We start from the raw sequence: 18,818 nt of genomic DNA, 5'->3' as shown, positions 1-18,818 counted from the left end.
GAAACTCTCAGGTTCTACGGGATGATGCCCTCAATGAGGGCACAGAGGGCACTTCCCGTCGGACCGGACGCACGTACCGCTGCGGCACGGATCATCTCCATCGACGCGTTGCGGGGCTTCTCGCTCCTGGGCATCCTCGTCGTCAACATCGCCTTCCTGGCCTCCGGATACCGGATGGCCGGGATGGCGGAGCCCGCCTTCGACTCGCCGTTCGACTGGGCCGTGCGGTGGTTCGTCACGATATTCGTCGAGAACAAGTTCTACCTGCTGTTCTCGTTCCTGTTCGGCTACAACTTCACGCTCCAGCTCGACTCGGCGGCGCGGCAGGGGCGCGCGTTCCGGCCGATGTTCCTGCGGCGGCTGGCCGGGCTGCTCCTGATCGGGCTGGCGCACGCCGTGCTGCTGTTCCCCGGAGACATCCTGACGACGTACGCCGCCGTGGGCCTGGTCCTGCTGTTCCTCCACCGGGTCAGGCCCAGGACGGCCGTGCTGCTGGCCGTCGCGCTGACGGCGGTGCTGGCGCTCGGCTTCGTGCTGGCGGCCGTGCTGGCCACCCTGGGGCTGGATCTGGCGGGCACGATGACGGACGGCGCGGCCGAGGCCGCCAGGTCGGACACGGCGCTGGGCGGGAGCTTCTGGCAGATCGTGTCGGAGCACCTGAGGAAGCTGTCGCTGATCATCGTGCTGCGCGCCCTGTTCCAGGGGCCGGCGGTGCTGGCCGCGTGCCTGCTCGGGCTGGCGGCCGGCAAGTCAGGCGTCCTCCGCGACCTGTCCGCGCACACGAGAACGCTGCGCAGGCTGCAGTGGACGGGCTTCACCGCCGGTCTGGCGGGGGCGTCTTTCGCCGCGCTGTCCGCCTGGACCGGCGTGGTGCACAAGTTCTGGGGCGAGGCGGTGGACCTGGCGACGGCGCCGCTGCTGGCGGCCGCGTACGCGGCGACGTTCCTGCGGCTGCTGCCGCGCGTGCCGCGCATCGGGCGAGCCCTGGCCGCGCCCGGCCGGATGGCGCTGTCCAACTACCTGGCGCAGTCGCTGATCTGCGCGCTGATCTTCACGGGGTACGGGCTGGCGCTCGTGGACCGGGTCAGCCCGCCGATGGAGCTGCTGATCGTCGCGGGCGTCTTCGCCGCCCAGGTCCTCTACAGCCGCCGGTGGCTCAGCGGGCACCGGTACGGGCCGGTGGAGTGGCTGCTGCGTTACCTGACGTACGGGACCAGGCCGGCCCGCCCGATCGGAGCGAGCCGTCGCCTTCCCGGTCACCGATGAGGAACCCGGGAGAGGAACACAGCAGGCGCCGGCATGCTCACATGCCTCTGCCGGACCACCTGATCTCGTACGGCCGCAGGGTGACCTGCCTGCCGTCGACGGTCGCGGTGACGTCCTCGCCGGACGTGTTCACCATGACGCTCTGGCGCTGCTGGCCGATGGCCTTGATCCGCTGGTCGGAGGTCCGGACCTTGGAGACCTCGACCCCGGCGGGGAACCACTTGGCGAATCCGCTCAGCAGGCCCGCCATCGGCATCTCGCCGCCCACCTTCGGCGCCCACAGGCAGCCGGGGCACTCGCCTTCGTCCTTCATCTGCGGGTTCCAGTAGAGCGCCGTGGTGACGCCGCTGGCGGCGAACTCCATGAGCGCAGTCGCCTGCACCGCGGTGCGCTGCTCCTCCGTCCACCCGGAGTTCTCCGGCTCGACGTACCACTCCGCCCACCACACCGGCAGGTCGCCGCTCTTCTGCCGCAGCCACGAGGTGACGGCGCCGAACTTGGCCTGGGCGGCGAAGTCGTTGGGGATGTTGCCCTTGTCGTTGGTCATCGACGCGCCGTCGACCACGATGAAGTCGGCGCCCTGCTTGTTGTCGATCCAGTACTGGATCGCGTCGAGCGCGCGCTGGTCGACGGTCCCCCAGGATCCGCTGAGCTCGGAGGGCTCCTGGCTTCTCGCGTTGCTCTCGATCGGGATGTACGGCCCGCCGATCTTGATGTCGCTGTTCACCTTCTTCAGAGCCGTGTAGACCTTGTTGTACAGCTCGGTGTATCCCCTGGCGTCCCACTTGTTGGTGGCCGGATCCCAGAAGCCCTTGAACTCGTTCCAGACCATGTAGTGCTTGACGGTCGGATACTGCTTGGCGACCCTGACGGCGAGCTTGGCGAAGTCGTCGAAGTGCTCGGGTTCGGGGGCGACGGTGTGGTTCTTGCTCCAGTCCGTACGCCCGGCCTTGCCGCCCTTCATCCAGTCGGGCGCGCAGCACAGCGTGATCACCGGCAGCCCTCGCGACGACGACATGAAGGTCAGCCGCCGGTCGAGGTCGCGGAAGTTGAACTGCCCCGGGCTCGGCTCGGGGTTGCCGACGCCCCACCCCATGATGTGCTGGTTCTGGACCATGGGCACCCGGCCGAGCACGCCCCTGGCCTGCTCGATGACGTGTTCCGGCTCGTTGTCGGCGCTGAACTGCGTGTGCGTGACGCCCCAGCGCGGCCAGTTGGCCAGCGCGGGCGGCTCCTCCAGCTGGGGAGCCGGCTCCGTGGGCGCCTTCGTGGCGGCCTGGCCGCTGAACTCGCTGCGCTCCTGCGACCTGAGCGAGGCGTAGACCATGATGCCCGCCACGAGGACGACCGCGAGGATGCCGGCTCCAAGGGCTATGGGCCAGGGCGATCGTCGGCGTGCATGACGGCCATCGGTCGGGATCACTGAACGCTCCTCATTCCTCACGAGCCCACACGGGGACGAACATACAGAAAGGCCGGGTTTAGGCCAGCCTTAATGACGCTAATCGTCCCACTTGCGGATCGCTAACCGTCAATCCACACGTGGTGGCCGCTGGCCGCCCGCGGGGCCGGGCACCCCGGCATAACGGTACGGCACCGGCTGCCTACCGGGCTGGACGATGAGGAGGGTGCCCGGGGTTTCAGCGTAGAAGGCGGACTCGACGGCGGCGGCCACGTCGTCGGCGGTGAGCAGCGGGAAGCCCGCGTTGACGAACATCTCCCGCGACTCCGCGACCAGCGGCGTGTCGGTGAAGCCGGGGCACACGGCGCCGATGCGGATGTTCTGGGCGGCCAGCGGCTCGGCCAGCGCCCTGACCAGGCCGACGACGGCGTGTTTGGTCATCGTGTAGACGGGGTCGCCGGAGAAGGCCACGAGCCCGGCCAGCGACGAGGTGGCCACGATGGCGCCGCCGCCGGAACGGGCGAGGAGCGGGACACTGGCCCGGACGCCGAAGACGACGCCGTCCACGTTCACGCCGACCACCTGGCGGTAGCGCTCGACGTCGAAGTCGGCCAGGTCCACCCGCCCGCTGACGCCGGCGTTGAGGTGGACCAGGTCGAGCCGGCCGTACCGCTGCTCGGCCAGCGCGACGGCCTCGAGCGAGGCCTGCTCCTCGCTGACGTCGGCGGCCAGCCACGCGCCGTCGACCTCCTTGCCCAGCCGTTCCACGCCCTCGCCGTCGCGGTCGACGAGCACGCATTTGACCCCGCCGGCCGAGAGCCGGCGTGCCACGGCGGCCCCGATGCCGCTGGCCGCTCCGGTGATCAGTGCAACTGTGCTCATGGCGCTCCTTGCGGGGTCGAGGCCCGGGGTCCAGGCTGGTCGAGCGTCTCAGCGGCGGTCGGGTGCCGGTCGATCGCCGGCCGAGCTTCTTCAGTGCTGGTCGAGCATGCGGTGGGCGCGGGCGATCAGCGTGGGTACGGCGGACCCGATGTGGTCGAATCCCTCTCCCACGGTCTTACCTTGCCGGAAGCGGGCGTGGATACCCTCCACGATGACCGCCAGCTTGAAGTTACCGAAAGCCACATAGAACCCAAGATCCGAAATATCACGACCTGACGTTTTGATGTAGTGGCTCGCGAACTCGGCGGCGTTCATGAACCCGGGCGCCACCGTCACGTCTCCCGCCACCGGGATCCCCGCCCGCTCGTCGTCCCCCGCGTCGTGCCAGTACGTCAGCGTGAGCCCCAGGTCGGCCAGCGGGTCGCCGAGGGTGGACATCTCCCAGTCGACCACGGCCGCGATCTCGAGCTCCCCCAGCCTGATCAGCGTGTTGTCGAGCCGGTAGTCGCCGTGCACCAGCGTGCCGGCGGACTCGGCGGGCAGCCGCTCCCGCAGCCGGCCGACGAGCCGGTAATATTCCGGCGACTCCGACGTCTTCGACCGCTCCCACTGCTGGCACCACCGGTCGAGCTGCCTGGCCATGTAGCCCTCCGGCCGCCCGAAGTCCGCGAGCCCGACGGCGCGGTAGTCGACGGCGTGGATGGCCGCCAGCACCTCGGCCAGCCGCTCCGACAGCCGCCGCGCCTGCTCAGGCGTGTGGTCGCCGAGCTGTTCCCCGGTCCGCACGGCGGCGCCGGCGACGTACTCCATGAGGTAGAACGGCGCCCCGATCACGTCCTCGTCGGCGCAGAACGCGACAGGACCCGGCACCGGCACGGGCGTCGGCGCGAGGGCGGAGATGACCCGGAACTCGCGCCGCATGTCGTGGGCGGTGGGCAGCACATGGCCGAGCGGGGGCCGGCGCAGCACCAGCCGGCGGTCGCGGGCCTCGACCAGGTACGTCAGGTTCGACCGCCCACCCGAGATCAGCGAGACGGACAGGGGCTCGCCCGCGTCGGGCACGTTCCGGCCCATCCACGCGACGAGACTGGGGTGGTCGATGCCAGGTACGGTCATGAACACACATTAGAACCTCATTCTGTGCTGAATGCCAGCTGGCAGTTGCGTAACGTTCCAGACCAGCGGCGATTCGCATGGCGCGAGATCCTTTAGTCTGGGGGGTATACGTCTGCCCGGATGCTGGACAGAGAGTGGCTGCACACAGTAGGAGCCCATGCGCGTCACCCTTGCCCTGCCTCGTGAGCTGGGAGAGCCCGAGATCGCTCGGTGGCGGAGCCTGCAGGAGCCCGGCACCGTCTTCGACAACCCGTTCCTGTCCCCCGAGTTCACGATCACGGTGGGCGAGGTCCGCGATGTCGTCCGCGTGGCCGTGATTCACGACGGTCCGGAGATCGTCGGGTTCTTCCCCTTCGAGCGGCATCCGCTGGGCATCGGCAAGCCTGTCGCCGCCGGGCTCACCGACGCGCAGGGCATCGTCCACATCAAGGACCTCGACCTCGACCCCCGCCGGCTGATCAGGGACTGCGGGCTGTCGGTCTACGAGTTCGACCACCTGGTGGCCGGGCAGCCGTTGCTCGAACCCCGGCACGAGCGGCACCCGTCGCCGATCATCGACCTGAGCGACGGCTATGGCCGCTACACCGAGTTCCTGAGGCAGCACTCCGGCAAGACGTACAAATCAACCCTGGCCAAGGCGCGCAAGCTGGAGCGCGAGGCCGGGAAGGTCCGCCACGACTACGCGAGCGCCGACATGGCGCCGCTGCGCACGCTGCTCGGCTGGAAGACCGACCAATACCGCCGCACGGGCCGCACCGACCGGTTCTCCCACCGGTGGATCGTGGAGCTGGTCGAGCGGCTGCTGGCCACCCGGTCGGAGAGCTTCGCCGGGGTGCTGGACATGGTCTACGCCGACGACCGGCCGGTGGCCGGGCACTTCGGGCTGCGCACCGGCACCACGCTGGTCGGCTGGTTCCCCGCCTACGACCCCCGCTTCGCGAAATACTCCCCCGGCCTCATCCACCATCTCGCGATGGCCGAGCGAGCCGCCGAGGCGGGCATCCGCGTCATCGACATGGGCCGGGGCCAGAAGGAGTACAAAGACAAGCTCAAGACCGGCGAGCTGCAGGTGGCCGAGGGCCGGGTGGCCAGGGTCGGCGCGGCGGCGGGGCTGCACTGGATGATGCGGGTGCCCGCGCGCAAGACGCGCGCCACGGTGATGGCCAATCCGATCTTGCTCAGGACGGCCGACAAGGCGTTGAAAACGTATGGAAAGCTGCGTACTGTCCTACAGGGATGAACGTGATCGCAGAGCACACGGGCCGTCACTGTCTGTCGCTTCCGTCCAACCGGCTCGGCCTCTACCTGGCGTTACGCCACTGGTGCCTGCCCGGCCAGCGGCTGCTCATGTCGCCCATCTCCGCCGACGAGATCCTGTTCCTGGTGCTGGCGGCCGGGCTGCGGCCGGTGATCGCGCCGCTCTCCCCCCGTGACGGCAACATCGACGTCTCCCGGGTGGACCTCGACGGTGTGGACGCGGTCCTGACCACCAACCTGTACGGCCTGCCCGACCGCGTCTCCGCCCTCACCGGCAAGATCCTCATCGAGGACGTGGCCCACGCCCTGGAGAGCCACGTCGACGGCCGGCCGCTGGGAACCTTCGGCCAGGCGGGCGTCTTCAGCCTCTCCAAACACGCCGGGGCCGGCTCGGGCGGCGTGCTCGCCGTCGAGAACGCGTCGGACATGGAGGCGCTGGCCCGCGCCCGCGACGAGCTGCTGGCCCCCGGCTCTTCGCGCGCCGACCTGATGAGCGTGGCCACGTCCATGGCCCGCCAGGCGGCGCTCCGCTCCAACCTCGTACGCCCCGCGCTCGCCCTCTCCAGGGCCCTCGGCCTGCACGAGTCGCGCGAGGGCTACCGGATCCCGCTCGACCCCGACGGGCTGCGGGCGGCGCTCAAGCAGGCGCCCGCGCTGCCGCCCTTCGACCCCTGGGTCCGCGCCGACCTGCACGACTACCGCCGTCACCGGGGCCGGCTCGTCCGCTGGTACCGGTCAAGGCGGCTGGCCCAGGTGCCCAGGACGCGGGACCGCCGCCTGGCGGGCGTCCGGCGGCTGGCCGAGCTGCCCACGGTCGCTCCCGCCGTGCGCGACAACCTGGACCAGCCGTTGTTCCGCGTGCCGCTGCTGGTGCGCGACAGGGACGCGGCCATCGCCGAACTGGAGCGGCACGGGGTGGCGACGGGCTACCTGTACGACCCGCCGTACGACGACTACGCGCCCGGCTATGTCGAGGCGTCACCGCACCCCGGCCCCGCGCGCTGGTGGGCCAGGAACGTGCTGCCCGTCGACCCGTTGTACGCCGCCCGCGCCCTGCCCGTCCTGCGCCGTCTGGAGCCCCCGGAGGGCCCGGTCAGCCGGTCGTCCGCCTGATCAGGCCGGCCAGGACGTGGCAGCCGCGCCGTACGTCGGCGAGCGAGGCGGAGCCGTACCCGATCACCAGGCCGTGCAGGCGGGAACGGCCGTGGTGGTGGTGCTCGATGGAGTCGACCAGGACGCCGTGTTCCCTGGCCCGCGCGACGACCGCGGGCGCGGCGGCCTCGGGCAGCTCGGCCAGCACGTGCAACCCTGCCGTGTCGCCCCGCAGCCTGCAGACGGGCCCGAGCAGGTCGACGACCAGCGCCCGGCGGCGCGCGTATTCCAGGCGCATCCTGCGCAGGTGCCGGTCGAGGTCGCCGCGCTCCAGCAGGGTGGCGACGGCCTGCTGCACGGGGCCGCTGGTACGGTCGGCCACCGTGTCGCGCAGCCCGGCGATCCGCTCGACGAGCGCGGGGTCGCCGACCAGCCAGCCGACGCCGACGTCAGGGGCGAGGATCTTGGAGAGCGTGCCCAGGAGCACCACCCGCGCGGGGTCGAGGCCGTAGAGGGCGGGCAGCGGGGCGACGTCGTAGCGGAACTCGGCGTCGTAGTCGTCCTCGACGATCGTCGCGCCGGTGCTCCTGGCCCAGGCCAGCAGGCGTTCCCTGCGCGGGATCGGCAGCCGGCCGCCCAGCGGATACTGGTGGGCGGGCGTGGTGTAGAGCACGCGCAGGTCACGGGGCAGCCCGTCGACGACGACGCCGTCGGCGTCCACCGGGCACGGCACCACCTCCGCGCCCCTGGCCGCGAAGACCGTGCGCGCCACGTGATAGCCGGGGTCCTCGACCCCCGCTCTGGCGCCCGTGCCGAGCAGCGCCATCGCGCACAGGTCGAGCCCGTTGCCGGTGCCCCGGGTGACCAGGACGTTCTCCGGGCCGACGGCCATCCCTCTGGCGCGGCGCAGATGGTCGGCGAGCAGCTCCCTCAGCCGCGGCAGGCCGCAGGGGTCGGGCGAGCCGCCGGGCGGCAGGTCGGCCGCCTTGCGCCAGGCCCGCTTCCACGCCGCCCTGTCGTAGTCGCGCACCCAGGGCCGGCCCGGCCTGAGGTCGATCCCGCCGTCCGGGAGCGGCGGCCCGGCGGGCACGCGCGCCTCCTGTGACGGCCTCTCCTGGGATGGCCGCGGCGTCTCGATGTCGGCCACGTACGTGCCGGAGCCGTGCCGCCCGTCCAGCCAGCCCTCGGCGTAGAGCTGCTGGTAGGCCTCGGTGACCACGGTCCTGCTCACCGCCAGCTGCACCGCCAGCGCCCGCGTGGACGGCAACCGCTCGCCGGGCGCCAGGGCGCCGTCCAGCATGGCGCGGCGCAGCCAGCCGGCGAGCTGCGCCGTGAGCGGCTCGGCCGAGTCGCGCGACAGGGATACGGGCAGGTCGACGTGGGTGCGGGCGGAAGGCTGCGGCCGACGGCCCGCGGTGGACGGCGGAGTGTGCACCGGCGGAAGTGGTCTCTACGAAGGGGCCGATAGTGGCCCTACAGGATAGGTCCACTTCGCCCGTACGGTCGAACCATGCTCTCCACCACTTCGCGCACCACGCTCGGCCGTGCCAAAGAGCGCGGCAGCACCGACAGGAACGATCTCTACGAGGTGCTGGACACCGGGCTGGTCTGCCACCTGGGGGTGGTCGTCGACGGCCATCCCATGGTCGTGCCGACCGGCTACGGGCGCATCGGCGAGACCCTCTACCTGCACGGCTCCACCGGCGCGCGGTCCCTGCGGGCCGGCGACGGGAGCGAGGTGTGCGTCACGGTGACCCACCTGGACGGCATCGTGCTCGCCCGCTCGATCTTCAACCACTCCTTCAACTACCGCTCGGCGATCATCTACGGCCGTCCCAGGCTGGTGACCGACCCAGACGAGCGCATGGAGGCGCTGCGGGCGCTGTCCGAGCAGCTCGCGCCCGGCCAGTGGGACTACGCCCGCCTGCCCTCGCGCAAGGAGCTGGCCGCCACGGCCGTGCTCGCGCTGTCGCTGGAGGAGGCGTCGGTCAAGATCCGGCGCGGCGCGCCCAAGGACGAACCCGAGGACTACGAGCTGCCCGTGTGGGCGGGAGTGGTGCCCCTGGTCACGTCCTGGGGCGAGCCGGAGCCCGATCCGGTGCTCCCAGAAGGTATCGCCGCACCTGTTCACGTCCTCTCTCGGGAGTAGTTCCATAAAGCCAGGCGCACCTGGAAAACCTGACTGCTTGATCACACGTCTCATCAGGTGGGCCGACCCTGATGGGAGAGGCATATGCAGTGGAGCGCCCCCGGTTACACGGAGATCAAGCAGCTCGGGCAGGGTGCCAGCGGGCGGGTGACGCTGGCCGTCCATGACGAGACGGGCGTCGAGGTCGCCGTCAAATACCTGTCGACGCGGCTGCTGCACGATCCCGCCGCCCTGGCCAGGTTCCAGTCGGAGGCGCGGCTGCTGATCACGCTGCGCGACCCGCACATCGCCACGCTGTGGGAGTACATCCAGGACCATCACGGCGCGGCCATCGTGATGGAGCTGGTCAACGGCGTCTCGCTGCGGGCGCTGTTGCGCGAGAACGGCACGACCGGGCCGGAGGCGGCGCTCGTCGTGCTGAAGGGCTCGCTGCTCGGCCTGGCCAAGGCGCACGCCCACGGCCTGGTGCACCGGGACTACAAGCCGGAGAACGTGATCGTCCGCGACGACGGGGTGAGCAAGCTCGTCGACTTCGGCATCGCGGTGCGCCAGGGCACGGTCGCGCGCACCGAGGGCACGCCTCCCTACATGGCGCCCGAGTTGTGGGAGGAGCGGCCCGCCTCCCCCGCCACCGACGTGTACGCGGCCACGGCGGTCTTCTTCGAGTGCCTGACCGGGCACCGGCCGTACCGGTCCACCGAGCCCAGCGTGCTCGGCTACCAGCACCTGTACGCCCCGGTGCCCGCCCACGACGTCGCCGAGCCGGTACGCGGGCTGATCACCCGCGGCCTGGCCAAGGACCCGGCGCTGCGGCCGGCGAGCGCGTCGGCGTTCGTGGCCGAGGTGGAGGCCGTCGCGAGGGCGGCGTACGGGGACGACTGGGAGGAGCGCGGCAGGCGGCGGCTGGCGGCGCTCGTCGCGCTGCTCGCCCTGCTGCTGCCCCGGCCGGAAACGCCCGCCCCTGAGGTCGGCACGTCGCTGGCCAGGACGGTGTTCCGCGGCTCGAAAGCGAGCCGCGTGCGGACGCGGTCGGGAGCGGCCCGTGCAAGGGTGCTCCGCGGGATGCGCTCGAAGGCGGCCCGCGTGGTGGTGACCGCCGGCGTGGCCGCCGCGACGGCCGTGACGGTGGCGGTCGTGCTGGTCGACCGGCAGCCGCCACCCGCGCAGATCGGCGCGGCCGCGGCGGTGCCGCCGACGGAACTCTCGACGGCACCGGTCTCCGGCGGGCCGGAGACGACGCCCGCGACGACCCCGGGGACGCCCCCGGAAAGCACGACCGGCACACCGCCGGAGGGCACGCCGACGAGCTCGGCGGAGGCGAGCACGCCCGAGGAGAGCGGCGCCCCGCCGCGCGCGACCACCGGCCCGGCGCGGACACCCCGCGCCACCGCGCCAAGACGAACCCCCGGCGCGACCGTGCCCCCCGTGACGCCCGTGCGCAGTCCCGGCGCGACCACCACGCCGGTACGGACCCCGGACCCGTCCGGGCCCACGCCGGGCGGGCTCACCGGCACCTCCACGCCGACGCCCTCACCGGCCACGTCGGTGCTGCGGGTCGGCGTGGGCGCTCTCACGGTGGATGGGAAGGGGGTCGCCCGCGGCACGGTCACCCTGCGCACCAGCGGAACCGCCCCCGTCGCCGCCGTCGCGACCTGGCGGGCCCCCGGCACGGACGGCCATGTCCAGCGCGTACGCCTGAGCGGCGCCACGTCGTACACCCGCACGCTCACCTGGGCCATGGGAGAGCGCCCGTGCGGCGGCACGCTCCGGCTGGCCGTCACCACGTCACCCGCCGCGGCCGGTGGCGCCGGGTCGGGCACGTTCTCCCTGCCGCCCTGCCGGACCGAGGTGACGGGCCTGCGCGTCTCGCTCGGCCTGCCGGCCGCGCCAGGCCGCACCGCGACCGCCCGGCTGCGGGTGAGCGCGAGCGGCACGGCGGAGATCCCCGTACGGGCCGAGTTCGCGGTCAACGGGGACCAGGTCGCCACCCGCTCCGCGAACCTGTCCGGCCGGACCTCGTACACCCGCTCGCTCGCCCACACCTTCCGCTCACGCCCGTGTGGCGCGACGTTGTCGGTGACCGTGCGCGCGGGCGGCAGGACGGCCACCGCGCGGACCCAGGTCTCGTGCCCTCCGGCCGTGCGGCGGGTGTCGGTCCAGCGGGCCGCGGCGTCCGAGGGCGGGCTGGCCGCGACGGTCGCGGTGACCACGTCGGACACCCAGCGGGTACGCCTGGCCGTCTCGTTCGCGGCCGGCGGCGAACGCCTGGGCACCCGGACGGTCACCCTGTCCGGTGACACGTCGTACACGAGAACGCTGCGCTTCCCCGCCAAGCTGGGCTGCGGCTCGACGTGGACGGTGACGGCCGCCACCGTGCCCGCGGCGGGCAACGGCGGCTCCAGCGCCTCCGGGAGCACGCCGGACTGCCCCAAGGAGGAGCCGGAGAACGAGCCGAGCCGGAGCCCGAGCGCGGAGTCGCCCGGCACCATCAGGTGACAATGCTGACATCTAGCGATATCAGTAGCGGGATCATGCTTCCCTCTGGTTAAGCTACGGACCGTTTGATGAGGTGGGGGCCCGTACGACTCCGGAGGAAACCGCTATGCATGGTGATGGACAGTGGGGGGTCCCTGGCTATGCCGCGGTTCGTGAGCTCGGGTCGGGCGCCGCCGGTCGCGTGGTTCTGGCCCGGCGCGACTACGACGGCGCCGAGGTGGCCATCAAATACCTCAGCGACGAGCTCCGCTCCGACGTCGGGTTCGTCGCCCGCTTCCGGCACGAGGCCCGGCTGCTCGCCACGCTGCAGAGCGCCTATCACGCCCGCCTCATCGACTACGTCGAGAGCGGCCAGGGCGCGGCGATCATCATGGAGCTCGTCAACGGGGTCTCCCTGCGCGAGCTCATCAGGTCCGAGGGCCCCACGGGCCCCGAGGCGGCGCTGACCGTGCTCAAGGGCTCGCTCAGGGGCCTGGCCTCGGCCCACGCGATCGGCGTCGTGCACCGGGACTTCAAGCCCGAGAACGTCATGGTCCAGAGCGACGGCACCAGCAAGCTGGTGGACTTCGGCATCGCGGTCAGGACGGGCCAGGGTGCGAGCCCCGCGGGGACGCCCCCGTACATGGCTCCTGAGCAGTGGTCGGGCGCGCCGGCGGGGCCCGCCACCGACGTCTATGCCGCCACCGTCGTCTTCTTCGAGTGCCTGACCGGCTCCCGCCCCTTCCGCGCGGCCAACCTGGCCGCGCTGGCCCACCAGCACCAGAAAGCCACCCCGCCGGTCGGCGACGTGCCCGAGCACCTGCGCGGCCTGGTCGCACGCGGCCTCGCCAAGGACGCGGCCGAGCGCCCGTCGTCGGCCGAGGCGTTCCTGGCCGAGCTGGAGACCGTCGCGGCCGGGGCGTACGGCCCCGACTGGGAAGAGCGCGGACGCCGCCGCCTGGCCGCCCTGGCCGGCATGCTGGTGCTGTTCTTCCCGACCGGGCTCGACGAGCCGGCCGAGACGGGCACGACGGTGGTCGAGACCCGCTTCCGCGACCCGTCGCGCCTCCTGCGCACGTTGCCCGCCAAGCTCGCCATCGGCGCCACCGCCGCCGTCGTGCTGGTCGCCGCGATCGTGCTCCTCGTCAACGCGGCCGAGGACAAGCCGGTGTTGCAGGCGCAGCTCACCCGGATCACGCCGGCCACGACGGAGCCGGGGGCACCGGAACCCGCGATGACGGAGGTGGAGGCGGCGCCCTCGCCGGAGGAGACCGGCCGGACGCCGGAGCCCACGCCGTCCACGCCGGCTCCCACGGTGAGCGACACGGCGCCGCCCGCGTCACCGAGCAGCCGCCCGGCCACGCGGACGCGCACCCCGAAGCCCCGGCCCACGCCGACCCGGGTCAGGACTCCCCGGCAGAGCACGAAGCCGACCGCGACCCCGACGCCGACCCCCGAGCGGCCGCGGCTCAGCGGCGACGTCCACGTGCCCGACGGTGACCGTCCGCCGTCGACGTCCCCCGACCCCACCCCGACGTCCGCGCCCACCTTCACCATCCCGACGAACCGGCCGACCGAGCCCACGCAACCGCCCGCCTCCGACGGGCCGGGAGGCGAGCAATCGCCACAGCCCGGGACACCGCCGCGCAGCGAGCCGGAAGACGACCGGCCCACCAGTGATCTGCCGACCGCCGGGGAGCAGCCCCGGCAGGACGCCTCGGGTTAGGCGCAGGCCTTGCTGTTCGCGACCGGACTCGTGACGACGGGCACGCTTCCGGTCACACTTGCGGTGCGGCGCCGCAAGGCGCGGCGCCACAGAGGCAAGCGCTAGACACTCACAGGCGGGGGGGTAACGGCGATGGACGACCCTGCGAACGGCCCCGGTAACACAATCGCCGGCTTCCGGCTCACCCAGCACACCTGGGTGACCGAGGTCGGCAACTGGATCGACGCCATCTCCCCCGACGGCCGCAGGGCCGGGGCGCTGCTGTTCGATCCCAAGATCATCGTACTGCCCGGCGTCCGCGACCGGGTCGTCCAGTCGGTGATGACCGACCAGCGGCTCGTGCTCGCCGGCCTGACCGGGCTGATCCCGGTGGCCGACGTCGTGGCCACCGGCGACCAGGTGTGGCTGCTCACCGCGCAGGCGGCCGGCCCCACCGTGGCCGACCTGCTCGCCTCGGGACCGATCCCCGCCGACGGCGCGGCGGCCGTACTGGTGGAGACCGCCCAGACCCTGCTCGCGCTGCACGCGTCCGGGGTCACGCACGGCTCCGTGCATCCGCGCACGGTGGTGATCACGGCAGAGGGCGCCGCGCTGCTGTCGGAACGCGGCCTGTCCGACGCCGTCCGCGGCCAGGCCTCCCCGCCCGAGCGGGACGCGACCGGCTGGGCGTCCCTGGCGCGCGTGCTGGCCGCCTCCTGCGAGCAGGGCACGCCGGAGGCCGCCGGGCTGTTCACCCGCGCCGCCACCTCGGCCACCACCCTCGGCCTGGCCGCCGCCAGGGATACGCTGGTCACCGAGCGGTCGGCGCTGCCCGGCGGCACGATCAGCAGGGACGCGCTGGCCCGGGCGGCCCGCGGCAGGTCGGCGTTCGCGCAGCCGCCCGCCTACGCGCAGCCGCCCGCCTACGCGCGGCCGCCGGTCGAGCCGCGGGACGAGGGCGACGTCGTCACGCTGCTGCACGTGCCAGGCCGTTCCCCTGGGCCCGTGCAGTTCGGGCCGGGGGTGGGCACGGAGCCGCAGCGCCCGCAGACCACGGCCGAGCGGATCTGGCGGGACGGGCGCGGCGAACCCGCCGCACGCCCGCACAAGGCGGCCAGGGCCTCGCGAGCCCGGCGCCGGCGTACGATCCTGTCCGCCGCGGTGTTCGCCGCCGTCATGGCGGGGGCGATCCTGGCCTGGTTAAGGCTGGGCGGAACGCCCGAGCTGGCGATCACGTCGGTCGAGGTGACGGCGCCGGAGAAGACCCAGGGCTGCGGCAGCTCCGTCCTGATCACCGGCACGGTGGTCACCAACGGGGCGCCCGGCGAGATCGCCTTCGAATGGCGCAAGAGCCTGGACGAGGAGGTCGTCAAGGGGACGCTGCGGACCAGGGCCGACCAGACGTCGTACGCGCTGCCGCTGCGCTGGAAACTGCAGGGGAAGAGCACCGTCAAGGCCACGGCGACGCTGCGCGTCCTCACGCCGGGCCCTGTGCGATCGGGCAGGGCGACCTTCACCTACAAGTGCTGAGCGCAGGGGCCGGCTGCCAGGGGAGCTCTCGCTCCCGTGTCCGGCACGAAGGGGTCCCGGGCCGGCCGCCGTACCAGGAAGTCCGAGTTTCGCGCGAGAGAGGACTAATCTGGCGAACATGACCACGCAGACCCCCGCGGGGTGGTACCCGGACCCCTATGGAGAGCCCCGGCTGCGCTGGTGGGACGGCAGCCAGTGGACCGACGCCACCCACGCGCAGGAGCCGGCCGCCGGCGCCCCCCGGCAGCCGGTCACCGGGCCCCAGGCGCACGGCCCCGATCTCCAGCCGCCCGGTTTCGAGCCCCCGTCGCAGGGTCCGGGACCCCGGTCACCCGGTTCCGGACCGCAGCCGGACCCTGGCTGGCCGGCGACGCCGGCCAACCCCACGCTGCAGTACGGCCGGCCGACGTACGGGCAGTCGGCCTACGGCCAGCCCCCACCGCCCGCGCAGGAGTGGGGCGGCGTTCCGCTGCCGGGGCCCGGCCAGGGCCCGCCGCCCAAGCAGGGCAACCCGATGCCGTGGGTGTTCGGCGGGCTGGCGGCGCTCGTGGTGGTCGCGCTGATCGTCGTCGGAGGCGTCGTCTTCGTCAACCGCGGCGGCACCGAACCCATGGCCGGCCCGTCGCCGACCGACACGTTCCAGCCGGAGCCGCCCACCAACGATCCCCCGTCGAACCAGCCGCCGCCCAGCCAGGGCGCCGTCGAGCTCCCGCAGCCGGTGGGCGGCCGCGTCACCGACCCGCAGGCCGGGGTCTCCTTCGAGGTGCCCGACGACTGGACGGTGCCCGAGTCCGGCGCCATCAACGGCCCCGACCCCACCCAGCAGAAGTGGTCGAGCGGGGTGCAGAAGGTCTCGCACGAGGACTATGAGGGCGACGGCGACTGGATCGGCAACGTCTACGCGGGCGTGCTCAACCCGATCTACCCCTACACCGGCGCCTCCGGTCTGGGTGACACGGCCAAGACCGTCTTCATGAACTTCGGCAGGTACTACCGGCTCACGCACGAGAGCAAGATCGTCGAGGACAAGGCGATGAAGATCGGCGACAGTGACGCCTGGATCCTGCAGTTCGAGCTCGACTTCAGCAAGGTGTCGGAGGAGAACGGCTACAAGTGGAAGAAGGAGAACGGCGCTATCGTGCTCATGGACCGCGGCGACGGCCGGCGGCCGGCCATCGTCTACGTCTCCGTCCCCGACAATCTGGGCACCGATGTGGTGGGTGACGTCGTCGACTCGCTCAAGCCCGCATGACCGGTGGCACTAGGCTGGTGGAGGTAACAAGCGGGCGGATTGCTCCGAGCCGCTGTGCGAGGAGAGCGAATGAGTGACTTGCTGGTCTGGATCGACTGCGAGATGACCGGGCTCGACCTCGGGCGCGACGCGCTCGTCGAGGTGGCGTGCGTCATCACCGACAGCGAGCTCCGGCAGCTGGACGAAGGCGTCGACGTGGTCATCAAGCCGCCGCCCGAGTCGCTGGAGCAGATGTCGGAGGTCGTGCGCGAGATGCACACCGCCTCCGGGCTGCTGCCCGAGCTGCCGGGCGGCGTGACGCTGGCGGAGGCCGAGTCGCTCGTGCTCGACTACATCCGCCGCCACGTGCCCGAGCCGAAGAAGGCGCCGCTGTGCGGCAACTCGATCGGCACGGACCGCACGTTCATCGCCCGCGACATGCCCGGGGTCGATGCCTATTTGCACTACCGGATGGTGGACGTTTCGTCGATCAAGGAACTGGTCCGCCGGTGGTATCCCCGGGTCTACTTCGCCGCCCCGGAAAAGCAGGGCGGACACCGTGCTCTGGCGGATATCAAGGAGAGCATCAGGGAGCTTCGCTACTACCGCGCCGCGATCTTCGTGGCCCAGCCGGGGCCCGATTCGGCCACCGCCAGATCGCTTGCCGAGCGTGTCGGCGACTAAACCAGTGGCGTAAAGACTCCCGAACACCGCTACACTTTTCTTGTGCCACCGCGCAGCGGCGGCCATGGTGGGTGTAGCTCAGCTGGTAGAGCGCCAGGTTGTGGTCCTGGATGTCGAGGGTTCAAGTCCCTTCACTCACCCTGTGCGAACGGCCGGTCCTTCGGGACCGGCCGTTGTCGTTTTCTTCCAACAACGCCCCCAAATCCTGACAATGCGAGTTATGCTCGCTGTCTACCGCTAACGCCGGAAGCACGGGGGCCATCGGCGATCTGACCGTCTGCGCGCCCCCGGAGGCCGGATGAGAGTCGACGACGCAGCGTTCGATAGCGTGTTCACGTCCTTGAGCAAACGCGAAGCCGAGGTCATGGACCTGATCGCCACTGGCCAGTCCAACGGGCAGATCGCGCAGCGCCTGTTCCTCAGCGAGAAAACGGTGAAAAACCACGTCAACCGTATCTACGCGAAGCTCGGCGTCAGCTCACGCGTCACCGCCATCGGATTGTGGCAGTCACGCCGGAAATAGCCGCCCGCGCCCGGGAACGCCCACCGGAACGGGTTCACCGGTGGGCCGTTCCCCCGCGCCCGTGACCTCCTGACCGGGCGCGTCGCAGGGCTGCGGGGCGCCCATGGTCGTGCGCTCCCCGGCCGGGTTCGGCGAACCCGCCCTTGGCCGATCCGTCCCTTGAGGCCACGTCCCGAGGGTCGGCGGGAGGGAGCGCTCTTCTCCCCGTGGTGGTTTAAAAGCCGCTGTCGGTGCCATAGGGATGCATGACGCCGTTCGTTCGCGGGGAGAGGACCCGTCATGACGAGGAGACCACGAGTCATCGTCGTAGGAGCCGGCTTCGCCGGGCTGAATGCGACCCGGGAACTGGCCAAGGGCGGCGCGCTGGTGACGCTCGTCGACCGCAACCCCTACTCCACCTTCCAGCCGCTGCTCTACCAGGTGGCCACGGCGGGAATGGGCACGGCCGACGTGTCCTATCCGATCAGGACGTTCGCGGCCAGGTGGCCGAACGTGCGGGCCCGCCGGGCGGCGGTGAGCAAGGTGCTGCCCGCGGAGCGCCGGGTGGAGTTCGAGGACGGCAGCGGGCTCGACTACGACTACCTCGTGCTGGCCACGGGCGTCACCACCAACTGGCTGAACGTGCCGGGCGCGGAGGAGAACGCGCTGCCGATCTACTCCCTCGCTGACGCGGCGGTGCTGCGCCGGCGGCTCCAGCACTACCTGGAGGACACCGCTGCGGGCCGGCGCCAGAGCACGCACGTCGTGGTGGTGGGCGCGGGCGCGACCGGCGTCGAGATGGCGGGCACGCTGGCCGAGCTGCGCCGGCACACGACGCCGCTGACGCATCCGGAGGTCCGCCCCGACCAGACCAGCGTGACGCTCGTCGAGCGGTTCGACTTCGTGTTGTCGCCGTACAAACCGCGGCTGCGCGACGCGGCGGCCGAGGCGCTGCGCAGGAGAGGGGTGCAACTGCGGCTGGGGGCGACGGTGGCGTCCGTGGAACCGGACGCGGTGGTGCTGGAGGACGGCACGCGGCTGCCGAGCGACGTGACCGTGTGGGCGCTCGGCGTCGCCGCGCCCAAGCAGGTGTCCGACTGGGGCCTGCCGCAGGGCAAGGGCGGCCGGGTCACGCTGACGGAGGCGCTGAACGTACGCGACCACCCCGAGATCTTCGTGGCCGGCGACCTGTCGGGGCAGCCGGACCCGCTGCCCCAGCTCGCCCAGCCGGCGATCCAGATGGGCAGGCACGTGGGCCGGCAGATCCTGGCCGCCGCGCACGGCAGGCCGCTGCGGCGCTTCTCCTACCGTGACCCGGGCATCATGGCCACCGTCGGCAAGGCGGAGGCGGTGCTCCAGCTGTCCAACGGGATGACCATGCGCGGGCTGCCCGCCTGGCTGGTGTGGATCTTCGTGCACGTGGCGTACCTGCTGGGCGGGCGCAACCGGGTCAACGTGCTGATCAACTTCTTCTGGCGCTACTTCGGGCCGCGCCGCACCGCCACCAGCGTCACGCAGTGACCGCGT

The 18,818-nt window shown here is 72.0% G+C and carries 15 protein-coding genes and 1 tRNA gene; 12 read left to right on the top strand and 4 right to left on the bottom strand.

Annotation, left to right across the window (positions count from 1 at the left end; translation table 11 throughout):
- Window positions 1-33: 33 nt before the first annotated feature.
- Complete coding sequence (locus tag ABGA98_RS14520) at window positions 34-1,266, top strand: DUF418 domain-containing protein (RefSeq protein WP_347618774.1); 1,233 nt, start codon at window positions 34-36, stop codon at window positions 1,264-1,266.
- A 37-nt stretch (window positions 1,267-1,303) separates the two neighbouring features.
- Here the strand turns inward: ABGA98_RS14520 and ABGA98_RS14515 are convergent, their stop codons facing one another.
- From ABGA98_RS14515 to ABGA98_RS14505, 3 genes are all read right to left on the bottom strand, one after another.
- Window positions 1,304-2,689, bottom strand: a complete 1,386-nt coding sequence (locus ABGA98_RS14515) for a xylan 1,4-beta-xylosidase (RefSeq protein ID WP_347618773.1) — start codon at window positions 2,687-2,689, stop codon at window positions 1,304-1,306.
- A gap of 108 nt (window positions 2,690-2,797) precedes the next feature.
- Entirely contained in the window at window positions 2,798-3,550 is a 753-nt protein-coding gene (locus ABGA98_RS14510; RefSeq protein WP_347618772.1) for an SDR family NAD(P)-dependent oxidoreductase, read from the bottom strand.
- A 90-nt stretch (window positions 3,551-3,640) separates the two neighbouring features.
- A complete protein-coding gene (locus tag ABGA98_RS14505) occupies window positions 3,641-4,666 on the bottom strand; it encodes a phosphotransferase family protein (protein ID WP_347618771.1) in 1,026 nt (341 codons plus the stop codon).
- 157 nt (window positions 4,667-4,823) lie between these two features.
- On the opposite strand from ABGA98_RS14505, the gene ABGA98_RS14500 reads away from it, so the two are divergent.
- Together ABGA98_RS14500 and ABGA98_RS14495 are read left to right on the top strand one after the other, a co-directional pair.
- Window positions 4,824-5,906: a GNAT family N-acetyltransferase gene (locus ABGA98_RS14500; RefSeq protein WP_347618770.1), complete on the top strand. Its 1,083-nt coding sequence runs from the start codon at window positions 4,824-4,826 to the stop codon at window positions 5,904-5,906.
- Window positions 5,903-7,036: a DegT/DnrJ/EryC1/StrS family aminotransferase gene (locus ABGA98_RS14495; protein ID WP_347618769.1), complete on the top strand. Its 1,134-nt coding sequence runs from the start codon at window positions 5,903-5,905 to the stop codon at window positions 7,034-7,036. Before ABGA98_RS14500 ends, ABGA98_RS14495 begins: the two co-directional genes overlap by 4 nt.
- Here the strand turns inward: ABGA98_RS14495 and ABGA98_RS14490 are convergent.
- A complete protein-coding gene (locus ABGA98_RS14490) occupies window positions 7,017-8,387 on the bottom strand; it encodes a PLP-dependent aminotransferase family protein (RefSeq protein ID WP_347618871.1) in 1,371 nt (456 codons plus the stop codon). The genes ABGA98_RS14495 and ABGA98_RS14490 overlap by 20 nt on opposite strands.
- Before the next feature lie 138 nt (window positions 8,388-8,525).
- Here ABGA98_RS14490 and ABGA98_RS14485 point away from each other — a divergent pair, with 138 nt between their 5' ends.
- The 9 genes from ABGA98_RS14485 (at window position 8,526) to ABGA98_RS14445 (ending at window position 18,812) form a co-directional block, all read left to right on the top strand.
- Window positions 8,526-9,164: a pyridoxamine 5'-phosphate oxidase family protein gene (locus ABGA98_RS14485; protein WP_347618768.1), complete on the top strand. Its 639-nt coding sequence runs from the start codon at window positions 8,526-8,528 to the stop codon at window positions 9,162-9,164.
- 84 nt (window positions 9,165-9,248) lie between these two features.
- The gene (locus ABGA98_RS14480) at window positions 9,249-11,660 is read left to right on the top strand and encodes a protein kinase (RefSeq protein WP_347618767.1); all 2,412 of its coding nucleotides are present in this window, start codon (window positions 9,249-9,251) and stop codon (window positions 11,658-11,660) included.
- A gap of 106 nt (window positions 11,661-11,766) precedes the next feature.
- Window positions 11,767-13,365 carry a protein kinase gene (locus tag ABGA98_RS14475; protein WP_347618766.1) on the top strand — a complete coding sequence of 533 codons (1,599 nt, stop codon included), beginning with the start codon at window positions 11,767-11,769 and terminating at the stop codon, window positions 13,363-13,365.
- Between the two features lie 132 nt (window positions 13,366-13,497).
- Window positions 13,498-14,874, top strand: a complete 1,377-nt coding sequence (locus tag ABGA98_RS14470; protein WP_347618765.1) for a hypothetical protein — start codon at window positions 13,498-13,500, stop codon at window positions 14,872-14,874.
- A 118-nt stretch (window positions 14,875-14,992) separates the two neighbouring features.
- On the top strand, window positions 14,993-16,126 hold the full coding sequence (locus tag ABGA98_RS14465) for a DUF2510 domain-containing protein (RefSeq protein WP_347618764.1): 1,134 nt from the start codon (window positions 14,993-14,995) through the stop codon (window positions 16,124-16,126).
- A 69-nt stretch (window positions 16,127-16,195) separates the two neighbouring features.
- A complete protein-coding gene (orn, locus tag ABGA98_RS14460) occupies window positions 16,196-16,789 on the top strand; it encodes an oligoribonuclease (RefSeq protein WP_347618763.1) in 594 nt (197 codons plus the stop codon).
- A gap of 67 nt (window positions 16,790-16,856) precedes the next feature.
- Window positions 16,857-16,929: transfer RNA gene (locus ABGA98_RS14455), tRNA-His, on the top strand.
- Window positions 16,930-17,087: 158 nt separating this feature from the next.
- Complete coding sequence (locus ABGA98_RS14450) at window positions 17,088-17,312, top strand: helix-turn-helix transcriptional regulator (RefSeq protein ID WP_347618762.1); 225 nt, start codon at window positions 17,088-17,090, stop codon at window positions 17,310-17,312.
- 279 nt (window positions 17,313-17,591) lie between these two features.
- Window positions 17,592-18,812, top strand: coding sequence for an NAD(P)/FAD-dependent oxidoreductase (locus ABGA98_RS14445; protein WP_347618761.1), 1,221 nt, complete (start codon window positions 17,592-17,594; stop codon window positions 18,810-18,812).
- The last annotated feature ends 6 nt before the right edge of the window (window positions 18,813-18,818 follow it).

This window comes from Nonomuraea sp. B1E8 (genome assembly GCF_039871515.1).
GTDB lineage: Bacteria > Actinomycetota > Actinomycetes > Streptosporangiales > Streptosporangiaceae > Nonomuraea.
The sequence above is the reverse complement of the archived record's forward strand: the minus strand, read 5'-3'. Positions and strand labels throughout refer to the sequence as shown.

Coding starts and splice junctions, on each gene's coding strand:
- ABGA98_RS14520 (WP_347618774.1), top strand. CDS start 34: ATGAGGGCACAGAGGGCACTTCCCGTCGGACCGGACGCACGTACCGCT.
- ABGA98_RS14510 (WP_347618772.1), bottom strand. CDS start 3,550: ATGAGCACAGTTGCACTGATCACCGGAGCGGCCAGCGGCATCGGGGCC.
- ABGA98_RS14505 (WP_347618771.1), bottom strand. CDS start 4,666: ATGACCGTACCTGGCATCGACCACCCCAGTCTCGTCGCGTGGATGGGC.
- ABGA98_RS14500 (WP_347618770.1), top strand. CDS start 4,824: ATGCGCGTCACCCTTGCCCTGCCTCGTGAGCTGGGAGAGCCCGAGATC.
- ABGA98_RS14495 (WP_347618769.1), top strand. CDS start 5,903: ATGAACGTGATCGCAGAGCACACGGGCCGTCACTGTCTGTCGCTTCCG.
- ABGA98_RS14485 (WP_347618768.1), top strand. CDS start 8,526: ATGCTCTCCACCACTTCGCGCACCACGCTCGGCCGTGCCAAAGAGCGC.
- ABGA98_RS14480 (WP_347618767.1), top strand. CDS start 9,249: ATGCAGTGGAGCGCCCCCGGTTACACGGAGATCAAGCAGCTCGGGCAG.
- ABGA98_RS14475 (WP_347618766.1), top strand. CDS start 11,767: ATGCATGGTGATGGACAGTGGGGGGTCCCTGGCTATGCCGCGGTTCGT.
- ABGA98_RS14470 (WP_347618765.1), top strand. CDS start 13,498: ATGGACGACCCTGCGAACGGCCCCGGTAACACAATCGCCGGCTTCCGG.
- ABGA98_RS14465 (WP_347618764.1), top strand. CDS start 14,993: ATGACCACGCAGACCCCCGCGGGGTGGTACCCGGACCCCTATGGAGAG.
- orn (WP_347618763.1), top strand. CDS start 16,196: ATGAGTGACTTGCTGGTCTGGATCGACTGCGAGATGACCGGGCTCGAC.
- ABGA98_RS14450 (WP_347618762.1), top strand. CDS start 17,088: ATGAGAGTCGACGACGCAGCGTTCGATAGCGTGTTCACGTCCTTGAGC.
- ABGA98_RS14445 (WP_347618761.1), top strand. CDS start 17,592: ATGACGAGGAGACCACGAGTCATCGTCGTAGGAGCCGGCTTCGCCGGG.